Source organism: Finegoldia sp. P2-F-LR (assembly GCF_052932265.1).
Genome location: NZ_JBRFJF010000005.1, coordinates 94,684 through 118,276 on the forward strand (window position 1 = coordinate 94,684; position 23,593 = coordinate 118,276).

The window sequence follows — 23,593 nt, forward strand, 5'->3', positions numbered from 1 at the left end:
GTGAAATTCACACTACCTTTTAAATTTCCACTAAATTAAATTACGCTCTACATAAAAGCTCAATATTTTTCCATCATAAGAAATTATTCCAGAGTCAACCATTGAGCCAAGAAGATTTATATCGTTATAATCTGATTCCCATCCCAATAAATTTGCATAATAATCTTCAATTTGAGGAGATCTGCTTACATTTATAAGTCTTTTCATATCTTCAAGATGTTGTGGTGTTTTTGTTGGCATTCCTTCGGCAATAATTATTAATTTATCGTCTTTGAATTCCGAATCAATTCTTATACTTTTTGTGTCGTACATGAAAAAATAACTTAAAATTTCTGACACGATTAATTTTGCTTTTTTCTCTTCGTTACTAATCATCGTTTTTTAACCTCACTCTCATTAAAAAATTATCCATTTCACTAAATACTGGAACTAAAATTCCGGCGACAAATCCACCTGAAAAACCATTATTGTACAAATTAACTCCGCCGTGAACAACTCCTATATTTAAAACCATGGCCATGTGCAAAAATCCAGCTAAAACACCTCTGAAAAATCCAAACTCACCAGCAATTGGAGCAAGAGTCGTTCCAAATAAAGCAGCTAAAAGGCTTGATGTAGATAGAGGATTAACTGTATTTAGAATAGATGCTAAGAATACACCAATTAAAATAGGGATAGTGTTTTTAGGGTGTTTACCAAATGCAGAAAAACCTGTTACAGTAAAAATTCCTCCTATTATTGGTCCACTTATCTTGCCACCTACAATTATGATGTAGCTTGTCGCAATTAGTCCCATAATGCCCATATTAATCATCGTTTGGTATAAACCATCAAGCGATATAAAATCCGTCGCCAATCTACCCGAATTGTACATTATATTTTCATATCCATGGAAGGATAAATTGTTCTTTATAAATCCTAACAAAAATATGGAAATAAAAAGCAAATACAAAAATATTATTATTCTTATATCATTAACTGGATATACTAAGTTCACAGATTTTATAGTCACATTAAACATTCTTAAAATTCCTACATAGAGCATTCCAACAATTCCTGCTGTAAATCCCATGTTGTATAAGTTATAACCTTGATGAAATCTCAAAAAAGTTCCGGATAAAGGAACCATAATAATTCCTATACTTATTCCAACTAAATAACTTAATATAATTGAATGTACAATAGATAAATTTGAGTCAAATGCTATTTCACTAATTAGAGGGCCTAATGCACTACCAAATAACGCTGGAAGTATTACAGATGCTCTTGATGTATTTTCTATTTTTGCATAAATTAACACTCCAATAGTTATTGGAATTGTGTTGAAAATATTTTTGCCAAAAAAAGCAAATCCAGTCATAGTGAAAACAGCTGCAACTCCTGGACCAGAAATAACAACATTAAAACTATGTGATAAAATAGTTGATAATAGACAAATCAAGCCAGCATTAAAAAATGCTGCTCCAATATTTGCTAAATACATATAATCAGTAATTAAAGTACAGGGACTTTTAATTATAGTTATCAAACCGTTAAAAATTTCTGTCGGAGAATTAAATAAAAACGCCACTACCATCAGTAATCCAGCTAATGTGTAAAGAAGTTTATAAATTCCCATTGAGTGAAAAACTTTTTTTTTATCTTTCATAAGACCTCCATTTATAATTTAGTATATTTTATTATAAAGAAGTATAAATTTCAACAAAAAAGGAGCGATATTAAAATATCACCCCATAAAAATTAATTAGGTTTATTTAACAGTCTGTTTTTTAATTCTTGTTCCATTGCCATTAATTCTTGTTTTGCTTTTATTCTATTTTCATGACCTTCTATTTGAATATTGCGCACTTCATCTAATGCACTGATAAGTTGCTCATTAGTGTGTCTAATTGTTTCGACATCAACAATTCCTCTTTCGGTTGCTTTTGCAGTTTCTATAGTACTCATCTTCAATGTGTCAGCATTTTTACGCAACAAATCATTGGTCAAATCAGAAACTTTCTTTTGAGCTTCTGCAGCTTGAGAGTTATGGTAAACGCCTAATGATAAAACCATTTGGTTTTTCCAAATTGGAATTGTATTGACTATTGTGGATTGAATTTTTTCAACCATGACAGCATTTGAAGATTGAACCATTCTTATTTGTGGAGCCATTTGTAAACTTACCATTCTTGTAAGTTCAAGATCGTGAAGTTTCTTTTCAAATCTGGTAGCTAAATCTCTCAAATCATTTGCTTTTTGTGCAGTGATTGAGTTAGGAGAATTTTCAGCTTCTTTAAGCATATTCGGAAGTTCTTCATTTCTTACTTGATCTAATTTCTTTTGCCCAGCAAGAATGTACATACTCAATTCCTTGAAGTATTGTTCGTTTAGCTTGTACATTTGGTCTAATAATGAAATATCTTTCATCAAAGTAATTTGATGATTTTCCAAAATTTTTGAAATTTCATCTACATTCTTCTCTGCTTTTTCGTAGTTTGCTCTCAATGCAGTAATTTTATTGGCGCCTTTTTTGAAAAATCCAAACACACCTTTATCTTCAGTTTCGTCAAATGATTTTAATTCCGTAACTACGGAAGATAAAAGATTACCAACTTCTCCCAAATCTTTTGTCTTTACTGAATTTAATGTTTTTTCAGAGAAACTAGCGATTTTCTTTTGTGCTCCAACTCCGTATTGTAAAACTATGTTGGAATTAGATAAATCAATTTGTTTAACAAATTCATCAACTGTTTTTTGCTCTTCAGGAGTAAGGTTAACTTTTTGTTCAAATTCAGGGTAAAAAACTTCATCTTCTTTTACTTCATCAAGCGTAGGTTCTTCTACATCTAAAGTCAATTTTATAGGTTTATCTTCCATTATTCAGCACCTCTCTTAAACATAGTATTTTTCTCAATCAATCCATCTTGTGACAACAAAGTATTCATAACTTCGATTTCCGAGTTAATATTCAAAATATCATCGCTGTACAAATCTGTTAAAAGCTTTGAAAAAGCTTTATTGATATTTTGAATAGCATTTTTAATATCATTTTTTGATTTTTCTACGCTTAATATATCATTCTTTTCATTTTCAAATTGAATATAATTTTTCACCAAATTTATAGCAGTTGGAGTGTAATAATCAACGAATTTATTAAGCCCATTGACATCAGAATTTTCGTTTTGAATTTGATTATTTATCGACACTAACAAATCCTTTAATTTAATGACATCTTGTTTGAAATCAAAATCCTTTACAGATGTGATTAAATTTTCAGTTATCGTAATATAATTAGTAATATCTCTGTTAGATTCAATCTCTTTTTGGTTTTCTTCTGATTTGCTTTCATCTAAGTAATGAGCTTTGTATGCATCGTAGCTTGTCCTGTCCAATAAAAACAAATGACCGTTTTCCACAACACGAGCTTGAGGGAAGTATCTTTTGTTTATGAAATAAATTAGTTCCTTACTACATTTTTCAACAGGAAGATTAACAGCCGATGCAAAATCTTCTACGCTTAAAATTTTATTGTCTCCAATTTCTGTTTTGTATCTTAAAAATCGTTGTAATTTTGATGCGTGAATATGTGACAAAAATCCCACAACACCAAAAGCTAAGCTTACCATAATACCAGAAAACAGATCGGGTAAACTATGGGTCAACGATGAGACAGAGCCAAATAAAGTCATAGCGCCTATAGCATAACTAATATTTCTTAGTGCAAAATAACTTTTTGGATTAATCTTTTTTTGAGTTACTAATTTAGAGTCTTTGTTTGCCAGATATTGTTGTTTCGGTTTAGGTTTTAGATTAAATGTGTTCATAACTACATTTAAACCGTTTTTTGATAAATCTAACGCCATATCAATAGATTTTTCTATTATTTCACCAACTTTCGAAAAATCATTGTCGCTTATAGCGTTATCTATATATTCTTCTAATTTGTTCTTCTTCATTTCACACCTTCCTATTACTATTGTATCATATATAGTAGTTGAAATTAAATGAATTTATTTTACAAAAATTCAAATTATTTTTTAAATTTTGCTTTGACTTTTAAATATTTTCAATTCAGTTTATAATAGTATTAGATTTTCAAAATAAAATACAGGAGGATATATGGAAGAAATAAGTGCAGGTGGGGTTGTTATCAATAATGGTAATGTTGCTGTGCTTAAAAAGTTCCGTGGTGAATGGGTTCTTCCTAAAGGTAGGGTAGAGAAAGGAGAAAGCTTAGAAGAAACTGCAATTAGAGAAGTTTTTGAAGAATCGGGACTAAGAGCTGAGATTGTTAAGTATATTGGATATGTAAAATATAAATACAGACATATGGATGGCACGAAAGTTCTTAAAACAGTTCACTATTTTTATATGGTAACGAAAGATAATAATATTATCCCACAAAGAGAAGAAGGCTTTGCAGAAGGAGATTTTATGAATCTCGACAAAGCTTTAAGATATGTGCGTCACAGCGCAGAAAAAAATATGATAAAAACAGCTAAATCGTTTATAGAAAAAAGGTAAAGATATGAGCTTTTCATCTGATATTAAAACTGAAATAATAAGTAATCTTGATGACTATGATGTTTTGGCAATGCTATCAGCTTTTACTAAAACAATAGGAACTTTAAATTATAATTCATTAGGTGTAAAGATTACATTAAAAACAGAAAGTAATCCAGTTGCAAGATTGATCTTTTCTAATTTAAAAAAACATTACAATTATGAATGTGATATGAAAGTTATTCACAACAATAATCTTCGTAAGAAAAATATCTACGAAATATTGATTGATGATAAGATATCAAAACAATTTTGTGAAGATACGCACACTTCAACTAGCCCTTTTGACTTTGATTTGGGAATTGATGAAGAATTAATTGATTCTAATATCAAGAAAATTAGTTTCCTACAAGGCGCTTTTTTGGGTACGGGTTTTTGTTATGACCCATCAAAAATGTATCATTTAGAGATGATTTTCAAGCAAGAAAATGTTGGTAATCAAGTAAAAGATTTACTTCAAGGTTTTGGAATAAAATCTTCTATTTTTGAGAGAAGTGAAAATTATGTTTTGTATATCAAAGAAGCTGAAGCAATTTCTGATTTTTTGAGTTTGGCTAAAGCATATAATAGTGTTTTAAAACTTGAAAATATCAGAGCATTCAAAGATATAAAAAATAATGTCAACAGAAGGTTTAATTTTGAAACAGCAAATTTGAATAAAACGGTTGATGCTGCTTTGAAACAAAAGCTTATAATAGAAAAAATTGAAAACACGATAGGTCTTGAATCGCTAGATCCACTATTGTTGGAATTAGCTTATGCCAGAATAGAAAATCCAGATGTTTCATTAAAAGAATTAGGAGAAATGATGACTCCTAAGATTTCAAAATCTGGAGTTAGTTACAGACTTAATAAACTTAAAAAAATTGCTGATGATTTATAATTGTCAGCAATTTTTCTTTTAAAATAACCAAACTTATTATAAAATAAGGCTAAAGGAGTTTGAAATGATAGATACGTTTACGCATTTACATGTTCATACAGAATACAGTTTACTAGATGGATTTTCTCCAATAGAAAAACTTTTAGATAAAGTTGAAGAATTGCAAATGAAATCCATCGCTATTACTGATCACGGTAGTATGTTTGGAACAGTAAAGTTTTATAAGGAATGCAAAAAAAGAAACATAAAACCTATTATTGGTTGTGAAATCTACACGACTAATAAGGATCATAAAATTAAAAATCCAGAAAATAAATTCTACAATCATTTAGTTCTTTTGGCTAAAAATCAAATAGGTTATTCTAATTTGATGAAAATTGTGTCACTTGGATATGTTGAAGGATTTTATTATAAACCAAGAGTGGATAAGGATACTTTGAGAAAATATTCTGATGGAATCATTGCTTTGTCTGCGTGTTTGAAAGGAGAAGTACAAGAATCTCTAATTAGATATGGATATGATAAGGCAAAAGATGTTGCAAAGGAACTAAAAGATATTTATGGAGAAGATTTTTACTTAGAATTACAAAACCATTCTTCACGAGAAGATATGGTTGTTATGGAAAATATTCCAAAAATCGCTAAGGAATTAGATATCAGACTTGTGTGTACTAATGATGTTCATTATATTGAAAAAGAAGATTATAAAATACACAATATTTTGATTTGCCTTCAAACAGGCAAAACAATCGAAGAAGACAATAAAATGAGCTACATTCCAGGGGAGTTTTTTCTAAGAAGTGAAGAACAAATGAGAGATTTGTTCAAAGATTATCCCGAAGCAATCGAAAACACGAAAAAAATTGCAGAAATGTGTAATGTTGAACTTGAATTCGGTAATCTTCATCTACCTTATTTTGCGATTCCTGACGGCTTTACAAACAGTAGCTATCTAAAAAAACTTGTTTTTGACGGACTAGAAAAAAGATTTTCAAATGATGACAGATTAGAAGAAGCGAAAGAAAGATGCGAATATGAGCTATCTGTAATTGAAAAGATGGGATATGTCGATTATTTTTTAATCGTATGGGATTTTATTAGATTTGCAAAATCACAAGGAATTCCTGTTGGACCTGGACGTGGTTCTGCAGCTGGAAGTATTATAAGTTATTGCTTAGAAATTACAGATATCAATCCACTAGATTACAATTTAATTTTCGAAAGATTTTTGAATCCTGAACGTGTTTCTATGCCAGATATTGATATAGATTTTTGTTATGAAAGAAGAGAAGAAGTAATAGATTACGTAGTTAATAAGTACGGCGAAGATAAGGTTGCTCAGATTGTAACTTTTGGAACAATGGCAGCTAGAAATGCAATAAGAGATGTTGGAAGAGTTCTTGCTATGGATTTTAAAACAGTGGATGACACGGCTAAGAAAGTTCCTAATCTTTTGAATATTAATATTGACAAATCACTTGAAATTTCTCCGGAATTTAGAAAAGCTTACGAAGAAAACCGTGATGTAAAAAAATTAGTCGATGTTGCACGAAGAGTTGAAGGAATGCCACGTCACACATCTACTCACGCAGCTGGTGTGGTTATATCCAAGCTCCCAATCATGGAATATGTTCCGTTGGCAATTAACAAAGATGCTGTCATTACACAATTCAATATGACAGAACTTGAAGAGCTCGGATTGCTGAAGATGGACTTTTTGGGCCTTAGAACTTTAACTGTAATCAGTGATTGCATGAAATTTATCAAAAAAAATAAAAATATAGATGTAAGTTTTGAAGATATGGACGAAAATGATCCTAAAGTTTTGTCAATGTTTACAGTTGCACAAACTCTGGGAATATTTCAATTTGAATCACAAGGCATGAGAAATTTCTTAAAAGAATTAAAGCCAACTAAATTTGACGATTTAATTGCTGCAAATGCTTTGTTTAGGCCTGGTCCAATGAATGAAATTCCGACTTACATTCACAATAAACACAATGAAAAAGATGTTGAATATTTATCTCCGTTACTTGAAGATATTTTGAAACCAACTTACGGTACGATTGTTTACCAAGAGCAAGTTATGCAAATTGTACAAAAAATTGCAGGATTTAGCTTGGGCGAAGCTGACAATTTGAGACGTGCTATGAGTAAGAAAAAAATGAAAGTTATGGAAGATGGTAGGAAAGAATTTATCTTTGGAAAAGAAGATGAAGATGGAAATATTTTGATTGAAGGAGCTATTAGAAGAGGAGTCGGTGAGGATATTGCAAATAAAATCTACGATTTGATGATAGACTTTGCAAAGTATGCATTCAACAAATCTCACTCTGCAGCTTATTCATTAGTAGCAATGAGGACGGCTTGGTTAAAATATTATTATCCAGTAGAATTCTTAGCAGCGCTTATATCTTCGGTTATGGGAAACACTTCACAACTTTCGTTGTATATTGAAGAAGCAAGAAGACTGGACATAAAAATTGAGGCGCCAGATATCAATTACAGCTTAGATAAATTTGATGTGAAAGATAATTCTATAATTTATGGATTGAAAGCTATAAAAAATGTAGGAACGAATTTAATAGAGCAAACAATTATTTCAAGAAATGAAAATGGTAAATTCAAAAGTTTTAGAGATTTTGTGGAAAGAATTTATGCAAAAGATAAATCAGCTATAAATAAAAGATCGATTGAATCGTTAATAAAAGCGGGAGCATTTACATCTTTGGGAGAAACAAGAGCGACATTAATGCTTCAATATCAATCTATCATTGACTCAGTTCAATCCGGTTTAAAAAACAACGTACCTGGTCAATCAAATTTGTTTGATATGTTTGAGTCTAAAGATGAAGATGAACGAGACGATTTTACTAGAAGAGAAGAGTTCGATAAATCAGAACTTTTGAGAATGGAAAAAGAGGTATTGGGTATATATTTATCAGACCATCCTTTAAGAACTTACTCGAACATGATAGAGAAATATTCTAATTTTTCTACAGGGGACTTAGAAGATGATGCTTACAATGAGAAAAACTTCGACGGGAAAAGAGTTAAAGTCGTAGGAATAATTGAATTAATCAATAAAAAATTCACCAAAAATCAAAAGATAATGGAATTTGTTAAATTTGAAGATTTGTATGGAACTATGGAATTGATAGTTTTTCCACAAAAGTACGAACAATATTCAGATATTTTAAATGAAGATGAAATTTTGATTGTGAGTGGAAGATTGAATATTATTGAAGGAGAAGATCCAAAAATTTTGGTAGATAACATTCAAAGTATCAAAACCATTCCAAACGTTGAAAAGCAAGATGAAACACAGCCAAAATTATTTTTAAGAATTACAAAAAATATGCCAAGTTATATCGTGGATAAAGTCAAACCAGTACTACTCAATAGCAAAGGAAATACTCAATCAAATATATATTTTGAAGAAAAGAAACAAAACTACTTGCTTGGAAATGAATTTAGAATTTCTTGTGAAGATAATACTATTGATCAATTAGTTTCATTATTAGGAAGAGAAAATGTAGTTTTAAAATAGAGGTTAATTATGAAAACAATAGCAATACTGACAAGTGGTGGCGATGCACCTGGAATGAATGCCTGCATTCGTTCCATAGCTAGAACTTGTATTTACAATGGAATAAGAGTAATGGGAATAAGATCTGGATATGATGGTCTTATGAATGGAAATATTTACGAAATGAATGTGTCTTCAGTTGCAGATATTATCCACAGAGGTGGAACTATTTTGGGTTCTGCTAGATGTAATGAATTTAAAACTGAAGAAGGTCAAAACAAAGGCGCACAAATATTAAAGGATTTCGGAATAGATGGACTAGTCGTTTTAGGGGGAGATGGTTCATTTAAAGGTGCAAGTGCACTAAGCAAAATAGGAATATCTACGATTGGAATTCCTTGTACAATTGATAACGATATGGGTTATACTGATTATACGATTGGATTTTTTACTGCCGTTGAAACAGTAAGTGATGCGATATCAAAATTAAGAGATACATCTTCAAGCCATGGTAGAGCAAATATAATTGAAGTTATGGGAAGAAATTGTGGAGATATTGCTCTTTATTCAGGTGTTGCATCTGGTGCAGAATCAATCCTAGTTCCTGAAGTAGAATTAAATATCGATGAAGTTACAGAAAAGATAGAACGAGGAAGAAAAAGGGGAAAGCTTCATCATTTAATCATGCTTGCTGAAGGAGTCGGTGGAGCTTACGATATTAAAGACATAATTGAAGAAAAAACAGGAGTTGAGACAAAAGTTACAATTTTAGGTCACGTTCAACGTGGAGGTACACCTTGTACTTTTGATAGATTAATGGCAACTCAAATGGGAAATTTGGCAGTAAAATTAATCATGGAAGAAAAAACAGGATTAGCAATAGCTATGAAAGACAATAAGATAATCACAGTTCCAATAGATGAAGCAGTAGCAACAAAAAGAAATTTCAGAGAAGATTTGTACGACATATCTAAGGAAATTTCAATATAGATAGGAGTAAATATGTTAAAGAAAACTAAAATAGTATGTACTATAGGTCCGGCATCAGATTCTTTAGAAACTTTAAAAACATTAATGCAAAGTGGAATGAATGTGTGTAGGTTGAACTTCTCACATGGAAGTCATGAAGAGCATTTACAAAGAATAAAAAACATAAAACAAGCACGAGAAGAATTGGATTTACCAATAGCAATAATGTTAGATACAAAAGGTCCCGAAATTAGATTGGGAGATTTTGGAGTTGATCAAGTTCAACTTTCAATTGGTGATCAATTCACATTAACTACAAGAGATGTAACTGGAGATCAAAATATCTGTTCTGTGAGCTACAAAGGACTTGCTGATGATTTGGATATAGGGAAGAAAGTATTGATAGATGATGGATTAGTTGAATTAGAAGTTTTAGAAATCAAAGATACAGATGTGATTTGCAAAGTTAACAACTACGGTATTTTGAAGAGCAAAAAAGGAGTCAATATTCCAAATTCAAAAATAAAATTACCAGCAATCACTGAAAAAGATATTTCAGATATAAAATTTGGAATTGAGAATGGAATTGATTATATAGCTGCATCTTTTATCAGAAAATCACAAGACGTATTAGATATTAGAAAAATTTTAGAAGAAAATAACGGAAACGACATAAAAATAATATCTAAAATTGAATCACAAGAAGGCGTAGATAATTTGGACGAAATAATCAACACTTCTGATGGAATTATGGTAGCAAGAGGAGACTTAGGTGTAGAAATCCAAACTGAAATTATGCCTATTGTTCAAAAAGAAATAATCAAGAAAACTTCATTAGCTGGAAAACCAGTTATAACTGCGACACAAATGTTAGACTCTATGATTAGAAACCCAAGACCAACCAGAGCGGAAGTTACAGACGTAGCGAATGCGATTTTGGACGGTAGCGATGCTGTTATGCTTTCTGGAGAAACTGCAGCGGGAAATTATCCAGTAAATGCAGTAAAAGTTATGAATGATATCGCAATTAATACTGAAAATTCTGAAGAGTTTAAAGAAGCTGCGAATAAAAGGTTGAAATGGTTGGACATTACAACAACAAATGCAATAAGTATTGCAACTAGAAGTATTAGTGAACAATTGGGGGCAAATGCGATTGTAGTAGCTACAACTTCAGGTTCAACAGCTAGAAATGTTTCAAAATATCGTCCGTTGTCACCAATAGTTGCAGCTACAACATTAGAAAGTGTAATGAGAAAACTATCTTTAATTTGGGGTGTTCATCCAGTTCTTAGCGAATTGAGCGAAAACACTGATGAAGTAATTGACCGATCAATTTCTGCGGGTATCAAAAAAGATTTGGTTCACGAAGGAGATTTAATTATAATCACAGCAGGTCTTCCGGTTGGAGTTTCTGGAACTACGAATTTATTAAAAGTACACACAATTGGAGATATTTTGATTGAAGGAACAGGAATTGGTAAAAAATCCGTTACTGCAAAAGCTAGAGTTGCTAAAGGTGTAGAAGATTTGGCTTCTAAATTTGAAGATGGAAATGCAATTGTATTGTACAGTTTGGAAAGAGAATTCGTTCCATATATTCAAAAAGCTTCTGCAATTATTGTGGAAGAAGGTGGCCTAACATCACCTGCTGCAATTGTTGGATTGCATTTGGGAATTCCAACGATTGTAGGATGTAAAGATGCTGTAAGTAAAATCAAAGATCAAGAAATTTTGACTATTGATCCAATAGCTGGGTTAGTTTATCGTGGAGCAGCCAAGATTTTATAACGGTAATATGGTACAATAAACTTAGAGGTAGGAAATGAATACTGTAATATTTGATATGGATGGCGTAATAATTGATAGCGAAGTAATTTATATTGATTTTTTCAAAAAAGTACTTCAAGATTTTGACGTCGAAATATCTGAAGAGGATTTGTTTTCTCTCGCTGGTTTGAGTCAACAAAAAACCGATGAATTTTTGAAATCAAAACTTCATAGAAAACCTGAGGAAGTATATAGTTTGATGAAAAAATACATCGATGATGATAAAATAAACTACAGTTCTATAGTAATGGATGGATTTTATCCATTACTAAAAGAACTAAAAAGAAAAAATTTTAAGATTGCATTAGCATCTTCATCACCAAAAAAAACTATTAACAATGTTTTAGAAGAATTAGATATAAAGGATGAATTTGATGCGGTAATAAGCGGTGAGGATTTTAAAGAATCAAAGCCAAATCCTGAAATTTACATTAAAACATGTGAGATTTTGGGAATACGTCCCAAAGATGCTATTGCAATTGAAGATTCTGATTACGGTATTGATTCTGCAAAGAATGCAGGATTAACAGTAATTGCCAGAAGAGAGAATAGATTTAATTTTAAACAAGACAAAGCTGATTTTATTGTCGATAATTTACAAGATATTAAGCTTATATTGGAAAAATTTGAAAAAGAAAAAAATGGCGTTTACAAAATCAGAAGAAAATCAAAAGAATTTGTAAAAGCGATGTTTTTTATTGATCGAGAATCTTTCAATGATAATGTGGATGATTGTGATATTTATTGTTTCTATCGAAATGATAAAATGAAATCTGCAATCATAAAAAAACATGATAAAATAATTTACAAGAATGTAGAATCAGAGTTGGATTATAAATTAATACTAGAAGGAATAGAAAATAAGGAAATAGATGAGATTAGATAAATTTTTAAAAAATTCAAGGATTATTAAAAGAAGAACTGTAGCAAAAACTGCTTGTGAATCCCAAAGAGTGAAAATCAATGACAAAATCGCTAAACCTGGAGACAACGTAAAAGTCGGAGATATAATTGAAATAAGTTTTGCTCAATCGGTTTTAAAGGCAAAGGTTACTGAATTGATAGATAATCCAAAGAAAGACGATGCAGATAAAATGTTTGAAACTTTAGGAGATTAAAATGAATGCCAGGGATAATCAGATAAGAAAAAGAAGAAAAAACGTTAATAAATTTAGAATAATAGTTTCAGTGGTAACTATTTTTGCTTGTGTTACGTTGTTATTTACAATTTTTAAACAACAAATTCAAATCAGAAACATTAATAATGTTAAGTTGGAACAACAAACAAAGAAGGATGAACTTGAAAAAGAAATAAAAAAATTATCTGAAGATTCCAAAAACTTAGACAATCCTGAGTTGATAGAAAAATATGCCAGAGAAAAATTAGGTATGGTAAAACCTAACGAAGTTTTGATTAAGGATGAAAAGGAAAAACCAAAAAAAGATACAAATTTTACACCGTCGCCAACTTTTGACAAAAAGCCTGATAAATAATTATTGACACCGTTTTTTTAGTAGTATATACTGGTATATAGTATTATATTAGGAGGAAGATATTGCGTATGTCTATATCAGTGGGCGATATTGTTGAAGGTAAAGTAACAGGAATTACTAAGTTTGGGGCATTTGTAGAATGCGAAGACGGAACTAAAGGATTAGTTCATATTTCACAAATTTCTAATGATTACATAGAAAAAGTTGAAGATGTGTTAAAAGTTAATGATGTAGTAAAATGTAAAGTTATGAGCATTGAAGATAATAAGGTTAGCTTTTCAATAAAGGAATGTCTTCCGAAAAAAGAACACAAAAAAGAATTTTCAAAGAAAACATATTCAGAAGATGATAAGAATTCAAACAAAGAATCTAACAAAGAATCAACTTTTGATGATTTACTTTCTAAGTTTATGAAAGAAAGTAACGAGAGATTAGATTCCATTAGACAAAGAGAGAATAAAAAGTTTTCGAAGAAAAGAAAGTATAATTAGGAGTAACGCCGCAGATTTATGCGGCTTTTTTATTATTATGGATTTGATACACAAAATAAAAAATACTATCATCAGAGAAAACTTAATACAAAAAAACGACAAAATTTTGATAGGATTATCAGGTGGTGCAGACTCAGTATTATTATTCAATGTTTTATACCAACTAAAAGATGATTTAGATTTTGAGATAAAAACATGCCACATTAATCATTCTTACAGAGTTACTGCCGATCGAGATGAAAATTTTTCAAGGGAAATATCTGAAGAAAAAAATGTTCAATTTTTTTCAAAAAAAGTAGATATGAAACAATTTTCTATCGACAATTCTATTAGTTTGGAAGACAGTGGTAGGATTTTAAGATATAATTGTTTCAATAAAATTTTAGAAACAGAGAATTTCAATAAGATTGCTGTAGCACACCACTTGGACGATCAGGTGGAGACTTTTTTCTTACATTTGTTTAGGGGAAGTGGAATTGATGGATTGTGTGGAATACAATATCGAAACAAAAATGTAATAAGACCACTTTTAGATGTATCAAAAAATGAAATCCTAAATTATTTAGATAGCAATAATATTGAGTACGTAACTGATGAGACAAATTTCATAGCCGATGTTAAAAGAAATAAAATCCGACTTGAAATGTTGCCATATATTCAAGAAAATTTCAATAATTCTATAAACGAATCGATATATAGGACTATAAATATTTTACAAGATTCAAAAGAAATAATTGACGATATTACTAATCTTAAATTCGAAAAATTAGTTAGTCAAAGAAATGGTGAATATTCTATAGATGTAAAATTATTTGAAATCGAAAAAATCTCTATTCAAAGAAATATAATTAGAAAACTTTTAATTGAATTAAATGGGTCTAACCAAAACATTAGAATGGCTTATATAGATAATATTATAGAATTATTTGATTTAAAAAACGGCAGGGAATATATATTTAAAGACTACAGTTTTTTCAAAAGTTATGATAAAGTAATAATTAGGAAAAATGTAGACTACAAAAAAAATCAAATTGTAAAATTTGAACTTGGGACAATTATTTTTGGGGATTTTAAAATTAGTAGTTATCTAACAAAAGATACTAATATTAAACCTTCAAGAAATAAAATGGTTTTTGATTCTAAAATTCTATCACATAATCTTGTTTTACGAAGAAGAGAAAATGGAGATAGAATTAAATTAAAGGGATTTACCAAGAAAATTAAAGATGTATTTATTGATAATAAAGTTTTACAAATTGAACGCGATAATTATCCCATTTTGAGCGATGAAGAAAATGTATATGCTATTTTGTCGTTGAAAAGATCAAATTTGTATATGAAAAATTCTAACAGCAAAGAAGTTTTAGTTATAGAGGTGACTTATGAAAAGTAATTTATGTGATGCAGTCGAAAAGGTGCTAATACCAAAATCAGAAATCGACAAAAGAATTGAAGAATTAGGAAAAGAAATCACTGAAGAATACAGAGGTAAGGGAGAACTTATCGTAGTTGGTATTCTAAGAGGCGCAGCGATGTTTATGAGTAATTTAACATTGAATATCGACTTAGAAGTTGGAATAGATTTCATGGCAGTATCAAGTTATGGGCATTCTTCAGAATCGAGTGGAACTGTAAGAATCATCAAAGATTTGGAAGAAGACATCGCCGGCAAAAATATCCTTATAGTTGAAGATATTGTGGACAGTGGTCGCACATTAAGTTATTTGGTTCGAAACTTAATGGATAGAAAAGCAAAATCAGTTAAGATAGCGAGTCTTTTGGATAAACCTGAAAGAAGAACTAACGAAGTTGATGTTCAATTCAAAGGTTTTACAGTACCTAATGAATTTATAGTTGGTTATGGATTGGATTTTGCACAACAATTTAGAAATATTGAAGATATTTGCGTATTGAAGAAATCTTTTTATGAAAAGGAGATTTAATGAAAAAAGTAACTAAAAGTTTAGCGATTTATCTTGTTCCAATTATTTTAATAGCTTTTTTCGTGACTATGACTCAAAACAATACATTGAGCACAAAATATTTTACTGTCAACGAAATGATTGTAAATGTCACGAAAGATAATGTTAAAGAAATTGTTGCAAGAGGAAATGATATAAAAGGCGTTCTAAAAGATAGCAAGGGTACTCCTTTTAGAATGTATATGCCCCCAGAAATGTGGGAAGTTTTTTACAATAATTATCTGAAGGAATCTGTTGAAAACAACAAAATCGTATTGAAGACCGAAAAAGATCCTGGCAAACCATGGTATGTTGATATAATGCCAACTATATTAATTATAGTGGGCCTTGGAATAATTTGGTTTATGTTTATGAATCAAACGCAAAACTCTGGAAATTCTAAGGCTATGAATTTTGGAAAATCAAAAGCAAAACTCAACCAAGATTCAAAAGAAAAGGTTGTGTTTGCTGATGTAGCGGGGTTAAAAGAAGAAAAAGAGGAATTGATGGAAATAGTAGATTTTCTGAAAAATCCTTCGAAATATATTGATATCGGAGCTAGAATTCCTAAAGGAGTTTTGTTAGTGGGGCCTCCAGGAACTGGTAAAACATATTTATCGAGAGCAGTCGCAGGTGAAGCAAAGGTTCCATTTTTCAGTATTTCTGGTTCTGATTTTGTCGAAATGTTTGTTGGTGTCGGTGCATCAAGAGTTCGTGATTTGTTTGAACAAGCTAAGAAAAATGCTCCTTGTATCATTTTCATCGATGAAATAGATGCAGTAGGTAGAAAAAGAGGAGCAGGACTTGGTGGAGGCCATGACGAAAGAGAACAAACGTTGAATCAATTACTTGTTGAAATGGATGGTTTTGGAAAAAATGAAGGCGTAATTGTAATGAGCGCTACTAATAGACCTGATATTTTGGATAAAGCATTGTTGAGACCTGGAAGATTTGACAGAACTATTTATGTGGGACTTCCAGACGTGAGAGAGAGATTAGAAATATTAAAAGTTCACACAAAAAATAAAAAACTTAAATCAGATGTGGATTTGGAGAATATTGCAAAAACAACTACTGGTTTTTCTCCAGCTGATTTAGAAAATTTGTGCAATGAAGCAGCACTTCTTGCAGCAAGAAATAATGAAGCAGAAATTTCAAATGAAGTGTTCAAAGAAGCATCTATAAAAGTTGTTGCTGGTCCAGAAAAGAAATCACAAGTTGTAATAGAAAAAGAACGTGTGCTTACAGCTTATCACGAATCAGGTCATGCGATTGTATCCGGATTCTTGGAAGATAATGACAAAGTTCACATGATTACAATTATTCCTAGAGGAAGAGCCGGAGGATTTACGGCATATCTTCCACAAGAAGATGCGAAATTTATGACTAAAAGACAAATGCAACACAAATTGATTTCGCTTTTAGGTGGACGTGCAGCAGAAGAAGTTGTGCTTGACGATATTTCCACTGGAGCAAGTAACGATATTGAAAGAGCAACAAAAATTGCACATGCAATGGTAACAAAATACGGTATGAGTAAAAGATTGGGACCTATGATGTACGGTGGAGATGACTCTGAAGTATTTTTAGGTGAAGAGCTTGGTAAGAACAAGCAGTATTCTGACAAGATAGCTTATGAAATTGATTCTGAAATGAGAGAACTAATCGATGAAGCGTACAACAAAGCTTTAAATATTTTAAATGAAAACATCGATTTGTTACATGCATTGGCAAACAGACTTTTAGAAAAAGAAACTATTGGACAAGAAGAATTCGAAGCTATATTTGACAAATACACTAAGACTAAAATTCACGAAAATGAACCAAAAGAATTAGTCGATGTAAGAAAAAAAGACGAAGAAATAGAAAACAATATAGAAAATCAGGAGAAATAATGAGCGCACAAAATATTATTAATGTGATGTATATATTGATTTTGCTTTTTGGATTGAAGCAAATGTACAATGTATACAAAGTCAAAAAAAATATTGGTAGAGTCATCAAAAACTTTAACCAAAGAAAAAGAGTTTTAATGATGGTTGCATCATATTCAATTGTAATATTGGGATTATTGTATCTTTACCAACAAAAAACATGGTTCCCATTAATTTATATATTACTTGGAGTAATATTCATTTATTTAACATTCGAAAAAATCTCATTTACAGATAAAGGGATTTATTTCAATGGATTTTTGGCTGAATATGAAGACATCAAACAATGGAAATACTCCAAAGATAAGAGATTTTTGGAATTAACTTTGAAAAATTCCAAAGCTACTAACAAACTTATTCCTATCAATCCAAGCGATGCTTCTGAAATGCAAGTAATCATAAAAAAGAATAAGAAAAAACAATAAAATACTTGACAACAAAACTGTGATTAAATATAATAAAAAAAACACTATTTTTGTTTTTCATAAATTGGCTTTCTTTGATTGCCAATTTTTTTTATTTTAATACATGGAGGTATTATGGATACAAACAAAATTTTTGGAATTGACACTTTTGATAAGAGACAAATGAAAGATTCACTACCATTTCCGATTTATCAAAAATGGAAAAACGCAGTTAGAAAAGAAGATTTACTTGATATTGAAACAGCAGAAATAATTGCGCATGCTATGAAAAAATGGGCAATTGAAAGAGGAGCCACTCATTTTTGTCATTGGTTTCAACCATTAAATGGATTAACAGCAAAAAAACACGATTCATTTTTGGATAGAGGAGACGATAATACTCCAATTAATAGATTTTCAGCAAAAGAATTAATTAAAGGAGAACCAGATGCTTCATCATTTCCTACAGGATCAATTAGATCAACATTTGAAGCAAGAGGTTATACTTATTGGGATTGTACATCTAACACTTTTATAGTAGATAATATTATGTATATACCATCGGTATTTGTATCTTATGATGGAACTACTTTAGATAAAAAATTACCACTACTTAAAAGTTTGGATTATTTGTCAGATTATGCTACTAAACTTTACAACGAGATTTCTGATGACCATTGTTACAGAATGAAAGTCAAAATCGGATTGGAGCAAGAATTTTTCCTTATAGATGAAAATGTATACAAACAACGTATTGATTTAATTAATACAGGAAGAACACTTTTAGGAGCACAAGCACCAAAATCACAAGAACTTACTGACCATTATTTCGGTTCAATTCCACAAAGAGTTGAAGCATTCTACAAAGATGTTGACGAGAAATTATTCAGACTTGGAATATACGCTAAGACTGAGCACAATGAAGTTGCTCCAAATCAATTCGAAGTAGCAATTCTTTTTGAAAACGCAAATATTTCTGTAGATGATAACCACTTGGTAATGGAAATACTTAAAACTACAGCTAGAAAGCATCATTTGGTATGTTTATTGCATGAAAAACCATTCAAAGGCGTAAATGGTTCTGGTAAGCATAACAATTATTCATTAGTTACAAATCATGGTAGAAATGTATTCTCACCAAAAGCAGACATGGAAAATGACCTTGTGTTTTTGATATTCACAGCATGTTTGATAGAAGCTGTAGACAAATCACAAGCACTTTTAAGATCTGCATCTTCCACTACTTCCAACGACTATAGATTAGGAGGAGATGAAGCACCTCCATCAATAATATCTATGGATTTGGGGGAAGATATTGAAGAAACATTTAACTCTCTTATGAATGAAGAAGAAATTGTCAGAAATTATCCTGAATTTTCGATAAATAGATTTGATTACATTCCGCCAAATATGACAGACAGAAATAGAACAAGTCCATTTGCCTTCAGTGGAAACAAATTTGAATTTAGAATGTTAGGCTCTTCAAATAGTGCAAGCGATGTGAACATAGTTTTAAATACAATGTATGCAAATGCAATTAAAAGAGTATATGAAAAATTCAAATCTCAAAATGAAAATATAGAACAATTTATTAAATCAGAAGTTGTCAATATTTTGAAAAATCACAAACATATTTTGTACAGACAAGACAACTACACAGAACTTTGGAGAGAAGAAGCGAAGAAGAGAGGTTTATTGGATTTAGTTCATTATTTTGATTCTTTGTATTCCTTGATTTCAGAAGAATCCATCAAGGATTTTTGTGGTATACTAAGTGAGGAAGAATTACATGCAATCTACGATGTTGGATTGGAAGATGTAATAACAACTCATGGAATTGAAGCGAAGACTTTGATTTACATGTTAGATAAATTTGTAATTAATGCATTCTCAAAACAACTTCTTCAAAACACAAGTTTAATTGAAAAATGCAGTATAGACAGTTTAATTTCCACTCAAGAAAAATTAAAAAATGGTTTAAATGAAATCATCAATAAAAGAAATAATTTGGAAGAAATGATACAAAAATCTGATTTTGAATCTAAATACGAAAAGGCTAAATATTTTCAATATGAAATTAGTCCATTAATTGAAGAAATCAGAGAAATACACGACGGTCTTGAAAAATTTGTTTACAAAAAAAATTATAGTTTGTGTGATATTCAAGACATATATTCATCATTAATATAATTATAGGAGGAGTAATGAGTAAATTTATTTTTATTACTGGAGGAGTTGTCTCTGGTATAGGTAAGGGAATTAGCGGAGCAAGTATTGGAAGAATGCTAAAAGATAGAGGGATTTCTGTATTCATGCAAAAATTTGACCCATACTTGAACATAGACCCAGGTACTATGAGTCCTTATCAACATGGAGAAGTTTTTGTAACAAAAGACGGAGCAGAAACTGACCTAGACTTAGGCCATTATGAAAGATTTATTAACGAAGAATTAACTCAAAGATCTAATATTACGACTGGAAAAGTCTACAACGACGTTATAAAAAAAGAAAGACGTGGAGATTATAACGGTAAAACTGTACAAGTTATTCCACATATTACTGATGAAATAAAAAAAGCGGTGTATAAAGCAGCTGAAGAATCACAAGCAGACATTGTTATAACAGAGATCGGCGGAACTGTAGGTGATATTGAATCATTGCCATTCTTGGAAGCAATCAGACAAATCCACGCTGAAAACGAAAAAGAAGACGTATTATTCATTCATACAACTTTAGTTCCAACAATTCCTGGAAGCAATGAACTAAAAACAAAACCTACACAACATTCATACAAAGAATTGATGAGTTTAGGTATCAAAACAAATGTAATAATCCTTAGAAGTGAGGGAATAGTTACAGATGAATTAAAAGAAAAAATCTCATTATTCTGTGATGTTCCAGTTGAGGCTATTATTCAATCATTTAATGTTGACTTTATCTACGAAGTTCCATTGAAATTCCAAGAACAAAATTTGGACAAATATATAATGAGAAAAATGAAACTAAAATCCAAAGGCGAAGAAGATGGAAAATGGAGAAAAATGATTGAAAACTACAGAAAAGCAACTGAAACTGTAAATATCGGTTTAGTTGGAAAATACACAGAACTTCACGATGCTTATCTTTCTGTAGAACAAGCTTTGATAGATGCAGGATATGCAAACAATCATAAAGTAAACATTCGTTGGATTAATTCCGAAGAACTAAGTAAAGATAATATAAAAGAATCATTCGAAGGATTGAATGGTATTATCGTTCCAGGCGGATTTGGTGGCAGAGGCATGGAAGGAATGGTTGAAACTTCAAAATACTGTCGTGAAAACAATATGCCATATTTCGGAATTTGTTTGGGAATGCAAATTGCAGCAATAGATATCGCTAGAAATATACTTGGTTTAGCTGATGCTAATACAGCAGAAGTTGTTGCTGATTGCAAAAATCCGGTAATAAGTTTAATGAAAGAACAAAGAGATATTGAAGATATAGGTGGAACATTAAGACTTGGTAATTATGAATGTCACTTGAAAGATAAATCTTTGGCAAAAGAATTGTACGGTGAAGAATTTGTTCAAGAAAGACACAGACACAGATACGAATTTAATAATGATTACAGAGAGCAATTTGAACAAAACGATGTCGTATTCTCTGGAATTAATGACCAATATAACTTGGTAGAAATGCTTGAAATACCACAAAATAAATTCTTCTTAGGTTGCCAATTCCATCCGGAATTCAAATCAAGACCTAACAAAATTCATCCTTTATTCGATGGATTTATCAAAGCATCCATTGAAAACAAATAAAGAAGGTGGAAGATATTTTACTTGTAATTGATATTGGAAATACAAATATTGTATTTGGTTTTTTCAAGGAAGATGAATTGATTTTTGAATGGAGAATATCCACAGATTTGAGAAAAACGAGTGATGAATACGCTCTAACATTAAGACAAGCTTTGGATTATTCAAATATAAAAAAATCAGAAGTAAAAGAAGCTATAATAGGCTCTGTAGTACCGAACTTGATGCCTACTATTCCAAAAGCAGTCAAAAAATGTTTGGGAATTGAACCTTTAATAGTAGATGAAAAAATAAGAACAGGAATAATTAATAAATATGCCAGTCCTAAAGAAGTTGGAGTTGACAGAATAATTAACGCAGTAAGCGCCTGTCAAAAATATTCAACACCAATAATAATAGTTGATATTGGAACGGCGATTACTTTTGATTATATTTCAGAAAATAAAGAATACTTGGGAGGAGCGATTGCCCCAGGGATAGCAATTTCGTCTGAAGCACTTTTTATGAGGACAGCTAAGCTACCTAAGATTGAAATAGAAATGCCGGATAAAGTTATTGGAGACAGCACTGTAAGTAGTATGCAATCAGGGGTTGTATTTGGATTTATAGGATTAATAGATTATATTATCGAAAAAATCCTAGAAGAAAAGCATAAAACAAAAGATGAAGTTACAATAATTGCAACAGGCGGTTTTTCATATTTGATAGCAAAACGATCCAAGTACATCACAATTATTGACAAACTCATAACTTTGGATGGCTTAAAAATTATTAACGATTTAAATAGAAATGATTAAAGAAAAATTAAACTTGAATAGTAATTTGTTTTTGGCGCCGTTAGCTGGAGTAACAGACATTCCTTTTCGAATAATTTGTGGAGAATTGGGAGCTGGTTTGTGCTTTACAGAAATGATAAGCGCCAAAGCACTTTACTATGATGACAAAAAAACAAAGAAACTTTTAGACACAGATCCAAGAGAAAATAGCACATCTGTACAAATATTTGGGCATGAACCAGAAATCATGGCTTATGCAACTAGATTTCTGACTGAAAATTATAATTTTAAATCTATCGATATCAATATGGGATGTCCAGCTCCTAAAATATTCAAAAATGGAGATGGCTCAGCATTGATGGGGGATTTAAACCTTGCGGAAGATGTTATCAGAGCTTGTAAGAACAATACTGATTTACCAGTATCTGTAAAATTTAGACTAGGAATTGATGAAAATTCAATGAATTATCTTCAACTTGCACAAATTTGTGAGAGATTGAAAGTAGATTATATCACACTACACGCAAGAACCAGAAAAATGTTTTATTCAGGAGAAGCTGATTGGTATCATATTAAACGATTAGTTGAAGCTGTGAATATTCCTGTTTTTGGAAATGGAGATTGTTTTACAAAAGCAGACATAAAACGAAACATGGAATACTCAAATTGCGATGGAGTTTTGTTGGCAAGAGGAGCAATGCAAAACCCATTTATTTTCAGTGATGATGAGACTAAAACAAAAGAAGAAGTAATAGATACAATAAAAAAACACATGCAATTAAAATTAGAATTTTATGAAGAAAGACGTGCTATTTTAGAAATGAGAAAACACATTCAATGGTATCTAAAAGGCTTTAAAAATTCTAATAGAGTTAAAAATGAAATCAATCAATTAACAGATATTGATCAAATATATAAAATACTAGATGAATTTAAAAATGAATAGTTTAATCATATACTAAAAACTTGACAATTAT

21 protein-coding genes are annotated in these 23,593 nt (G+C 30.7%); 17 read left to right on the top strand and 4 right to left on the bottom strand.

What is annotated here, in order from left to right; all coding sequences use genetic code 11:
- Nucleotides 1-30 precede the first annotated feature (30 nt).
- From ACU68W_RS04450 to ACU68W_RS04465, 4 genes are all read right to left on the bottom strand, one after another.
- On the bottom strand, nt 31-375 hold the full coding sequence (locus ACU68W_RS04450) for a hypothetical protein (RefSeq protein WP_094203810.1): 345 nt from the start codon (nt 373-375) through the stop codon (nt 31-33).
- The gene (locus ACU68W_RS04455) at nt 368-1,648 is read right to left on the bottom strand and encodes a DUF1576 domain-containing protein (RefSeq protein ID WP_446756166.1); all 1,281 of its coding nucleotides are present in this window, start codon (nt 1,646-1,648) and stop codon (nt 368-370) included. The genes ACU68W_RS04450 and ACU68W_RS04455 overlap by 8 nt, the downstream gene beginning before the upstream one ends.
- A gap of 92 nt (nt 1,649-1,740) precedes the next feature.
- Nucleotides 1,741-2,859 (bottom strand): toxic anion resistance protein, encoded by a 1,119-nt coding sequence (locus ACU68W_RS04460; protein ID WP_446756167.1) that lies wholly within the window; start codon nt 2,857-2,859, stop codon nt 1,741-1,743.
- Complete coding sequence (locus ACU68W_RS04465; protein WP_446756168.1) at nt 2,859-3,938, bottom strand: 5-bromo-4-chloroindolyl phosphate hydrolysis family protein; 1,080 nt, start codon at nt 3,936-3,938, stop codon at nt 2,859-2,861. Before ACU68W_RS04465 ends, ACU68W_RS04460 begins: the two co-directional genes overlap by 1 nt.
- 163 nt (nt 3,939-4,101) lie before the next feature.
- Here ACU68W_RS04465 and ACU68W_RS04470 point away from each other — a divergent pair, with 163 nt between their 5' ends.
- From ACU68W_RS04470 to dusB, 17 genes are all read left to right on the top strand, one after another.
- Nucleotides 4,102-4,506: an NUDIX hydrolase gene (locus ACU68W_RS04470; protein WP_002836712.1), complete on the top strand. Its 405-nt coding sequence runs from the start codon at nt 4,102-4,104 to the stop codon at nt 4,504-4,506.
- A gap of 4 nt (nt 4,507-4,510) precedes the next feature.
- Nucleotides 4,511-5,428, top strand: coding sequence for a DNA-binding protein WhiA (whiA, locus tag ACU68W_RS04475; protein ID WP_094207279.1), 918 nt, complete (start codon nt 4,511-4,513; stop codon nt 5,426-5,428).
- 64 nt (nt 5,429-5,492) lie between these two features.
- Nucleotides 5,493-8,978: a DNA polymerase III subunit alpha gene (locus tag ACU68W_RS04480; RefSeq protein ID WP_446756169.1), complete on the top strand. Its 3,486-nt coding sequence runs from the start codon at nt 5,493-5,495 to the stop codon at nt 8,976-8,978.
- 9 nt (nt 8,979-8,987) lie between these two features.
- A complete protein-coding gene (gene pfkA, locus ACU68W_RS04485; protein WP_094208772.1) occupies nt 8,988-9,947 on the top strand; it encodes a 6-phosphofructokinase in 960 nt (319 codons plus the stop codon).
- A gap of 12 nt (nt 9,948-9,959) precedes the next feature.
- A complete protein-coding gene (gene pyk / locus ACU68W_RS04490) occupies nt 9,960-11,717 on the top strand; it encodes a pyruvate kinase (protein ID WP_446756170.1) in 1,758 nt (585 codons plus the stop codon).
- Between the two features lie 34 nt (nt 11,718-11,751).
- Nucleotides 11,752-12,642: an HAD family hydrolase gene (locus ACU68W_RS04495; protein WP_306479315.1), complete on the top strand. Its 891-nt coding sequence runs from the start codon at nt 11,752-11,754 to the stop codon at nt 12,640-12,642.
- Nucleotides 12,629-12,874 (top strand): RNA-binding S4 domain-containing protein, encoded by a 246-nt coding sequence (locus ACU68W_RS04500; protein ID WP_094203802.1) that lies wholly within the window; start codon nt 12,629-12,631, stop codon nt 12,872-12,874. Before ACU68W_RS04495 ends, ACU68W_RS04500 begins: the two co-directional genes overlap by 14 nt.
- 1 nt (nt 12,875) lies before the next feature.
- On the top strand, nt 12,876-13,250 hold the full coding sequence (locus ACU68W_RS04505) for an FtsB family cell division protein (protein WP_094208769.1): 375 nt from the start codon (nt 12,876-12,878) through the stop codon (nt 13,248-13,250).
- 68 nt (nt 13,251-13,318) lie between these two features.
- Nucleotides 13,319-13,741, top strand: coding sequence for a S1 RNA-binding domain-containing protein (locus ACU68W_RS04510; RefSeq protein WP_094223561.1), 423 nt, complete (start codon nt 13,319-13,321; stop codon nt 13,739-13,741).
- A 37-nt stretch (nt 13,742-13,778) separates the two neighbouring features.
- Nucleotides 13,779-15,134, top strand: coding sequence for a tRNA lysidine(34) synthetase TilS (tilS, locus tag ACU68W_RS04515; protein WP_446756171.1), 1,356 nt, complete (start codon nt 13,779-13,781; stop codon nt 15,132-15,134).
- Nucleotides 15,124-15,684 carry a hypoxanthine phosphoribosyltransferase gene (gene hpt / locus ACU68W_RS04520; RefSeq protein ID WP_094207271.1) on the top strand — a complete coding sequence of 187 codons (561 nt, stop codon included), beginning with the start codon at nt 15,124-15,126 and terminating at the stop codon, nt 15,682-15,684. The genes tilS and hpt overlap by 11 nt, the downstream gene beginning before the upstream one ends.
- Nucleotides 15,684-17,597 (top strand): ATP-dependent zinc metalloprotease FtsH, encoded by a 1,914-nt coding sequence (ftsH, locus tag ACU68W_RS04525; RefSeq protein ID WP_446756172.1) that lies wholly within the window; start codon nt 15,684-15,686, stop codon nt 17,595-17,597. Before hpt ends, ftsH begins: the two co-directional genes overlap by 1 nt.
- Nucleotides 17,597-18,061: a DUF5673 domain-containing protein gene (locus ACU68W_RS04530; RefSeq protein ID WP_094207269.1), complete on the top strand. Its 465-nt coding sequence runs from the start codon at nt 17,597-17,599 to the stop codon at nt 18,059-18,061. The genes ftsH and ACU68W_RS04530 overlap by 1 nt, the downstream gene beginning before the upstream one ends.
- A 114-nt stretch (nt 18,062-18,175) precedes the next feature.
- Nucleotides 18,176-20,230: a glutamine synthetase III gene (locus ACU68W_RS04535; protein WP_446756173.1), complete on the top strand. Its 2,055-nt coding sequence runs from the start codon at nt 18,176-18,178 to the stop codon at nt 20,228-20,230.
- 14 nt (nt 20,231-20,244) lie between these two features.
- The gene (locus ACU68W_RS04540) at nt 20,245-21,843 is read left to right on the top strand and encodes a CTP synthase (protein WP_094223557.1); all 1,599 of its coding nucleotides are present in this window, start codon (nt 20,245-20,247) and stop codon (nt 21,841-21,843) included.
- Nucleotides 21,844-21,848: 5 nt separating this feature from the next.
- Complete coding sequence (locus ACU68W_RS04545) at nt 21,849-22,637, top strand: type III pantothenate kinase (protein WP_446756174.1); 789 nt, start codon at nt 21,849-21,851, stop codon at nt 22,635-22,637.
- Entirely contained in the window at nt 22,630-23,562 is a 933-nt protein-coding gene (dusB, locus tag ACU68W_RS04550) for a tRNA dihydrouridine synthase DusB (protein WP_094205877.1), read from the top strand. The genes ACU68W_RS04545 and dusB overlap by 8 nt, the downstream gene beginning before the upstream one ends.
- The last annotated feature ends 31 nt before the right edge of the window (nt 23,563-23,593 follow it).

Excerpts from the sequence above, each read along its gene's own strand:
- ACU68W_RS04465 (WP_446756168.1), bottom strand. The coding sequence starts at position 3,938 with ATGAAGAAGAACAAATTAGAAGAATATATAGATAACGCTATAAGCGAC.
- ACU68W_RS04540 (WP_094223557.1), top strand. The coding sequence starts at position 20,245 with ATGAGTAAATTTATTTTTATTACTGGAGGAGTTGTCTCTGGTATAGGT.
- ACU68W_RS04460 (WP_446756167.1), bottom strand. The coding sequence starts at position 2,859 with ATGGAAGATAAACCTATAAAATTGACTTTAGATGTAGAAGAACCTACG.
- ACU68W_RS04495 (WP_306479315.1), top strand. The coding sequence starts at position 11,752 with ATGAATACTGTAATATTTGATATGGATGGCGTAATAATTGATAGCGAA.
- ACU68W_RS04510 (WP_094223561.1), top strand. The coding sequence starts at position 13,319 with ATGTCTATATCAGTGGGCGATATTGTTGAAGGTAAAGTAACAGGAATT.
- ACU68W_RS04505 (WP_094208769.1), top strand. The coding sequence starts at position 12,876 with ATGAATGCCAGGGATAATCAGATAAGAAAAAGAAGAAAAAACGTTAAT.
- ftsH (WP_446756172.1), top strand. The coding sequence starts at position 15,684 with ATGAAAAAAGTAACTAAAAGTTTAGCGATTTATCTTGTTCCAATTATT.
- pyk (WP_446756170.1), top strand. The coding sequence starts at position 9,960 with ATGTTAAAGAAAACTAAAATAGTATGTACTATAGGTCCGGCATCAGAT.
- whiA (WP_094207279.1), top strand. The coding sequence starts at position 4,511 with ATGAGCTTTTCATCTGATATTAAAACTGAAATAATAAGTAATCTTGAT.
- hpt (WP_094207271.1), top strand. The coding sequence starts at position 15,124 with ATGAAAAGTAATTTATGTGATGCAGTCGAAAAGGTGCTAATACCAAAA.
- ACU68W_RS04450 (WP_094203810.1), bottom strand. The coding sequence starts at position 375 with ATGATTAGTAACGAAGAGAAAAAAGCAAAATTAATCGTGTCAGAAATT.
- dusB (WP_094205877.1), top strand. The coding sequence starts at position 22,630 with ATGATTAAAGAAAAATTAAACTTGAATAGTAATTTGTTTTTGGCGCCG.
- ACU68W_RS04500 (WP_094203802.1), top strand. The coding sequence starts at position 12,629 with ATGAGATTAGATAAATTTTTAAAAAATTCAAGGATTATTAAAAGAAGA.
- pfkA (WP_094208772.1), top strand. The coding sequence starts at position 8,988 with ATGAAAACAATAGCAATACTGACAAGTGGTGGCGATGCACCTGGAATG.
- tilS (WP_446756171.1), top strand. The coding sequence starts at position 13,779 with ATGGATTTGATACACAAAATAAAAAATACTATCATCAGAGAAAACTTA.
- ACU68W_RS04470 (WP_002836712.1), top strand. The coding sequence starts at position 4,102 with ATGGAAGAAATAAGTGCAGGTGGGGTTGTTATCAATAATGGTAATGTT.
- ACU68W_RS04480 (WP_446756169.1), top strand. The coding sequence starts at position 5,493 with ATGATAGATACGTTTACGCATTTACATGTTCATACAGAATACAGTTTA.
- ACU68W_RS04535 (WP_446756173.1), top strand. The coding sequence starts at position 18,176 with ATGGATACAAACAAAATTTTTGGAATTGACACTTTTGATAAGAGACAA.
- ACU68W_RS04455 (WP_446756166.1), bottom strand. The coding sequence starts at position 1,648 with ATGAAAGATAAAAAAAAAGTTTTTCACTCAATGGGAATTTATAAACTT.
- ACU68W_RS04530 (WP_094207269.1), top strand. The coding sequence starts at position 17,597 with ATGAGCGCACAAAATATTATTAATGTGATGTATATATTGATTTTGCTT.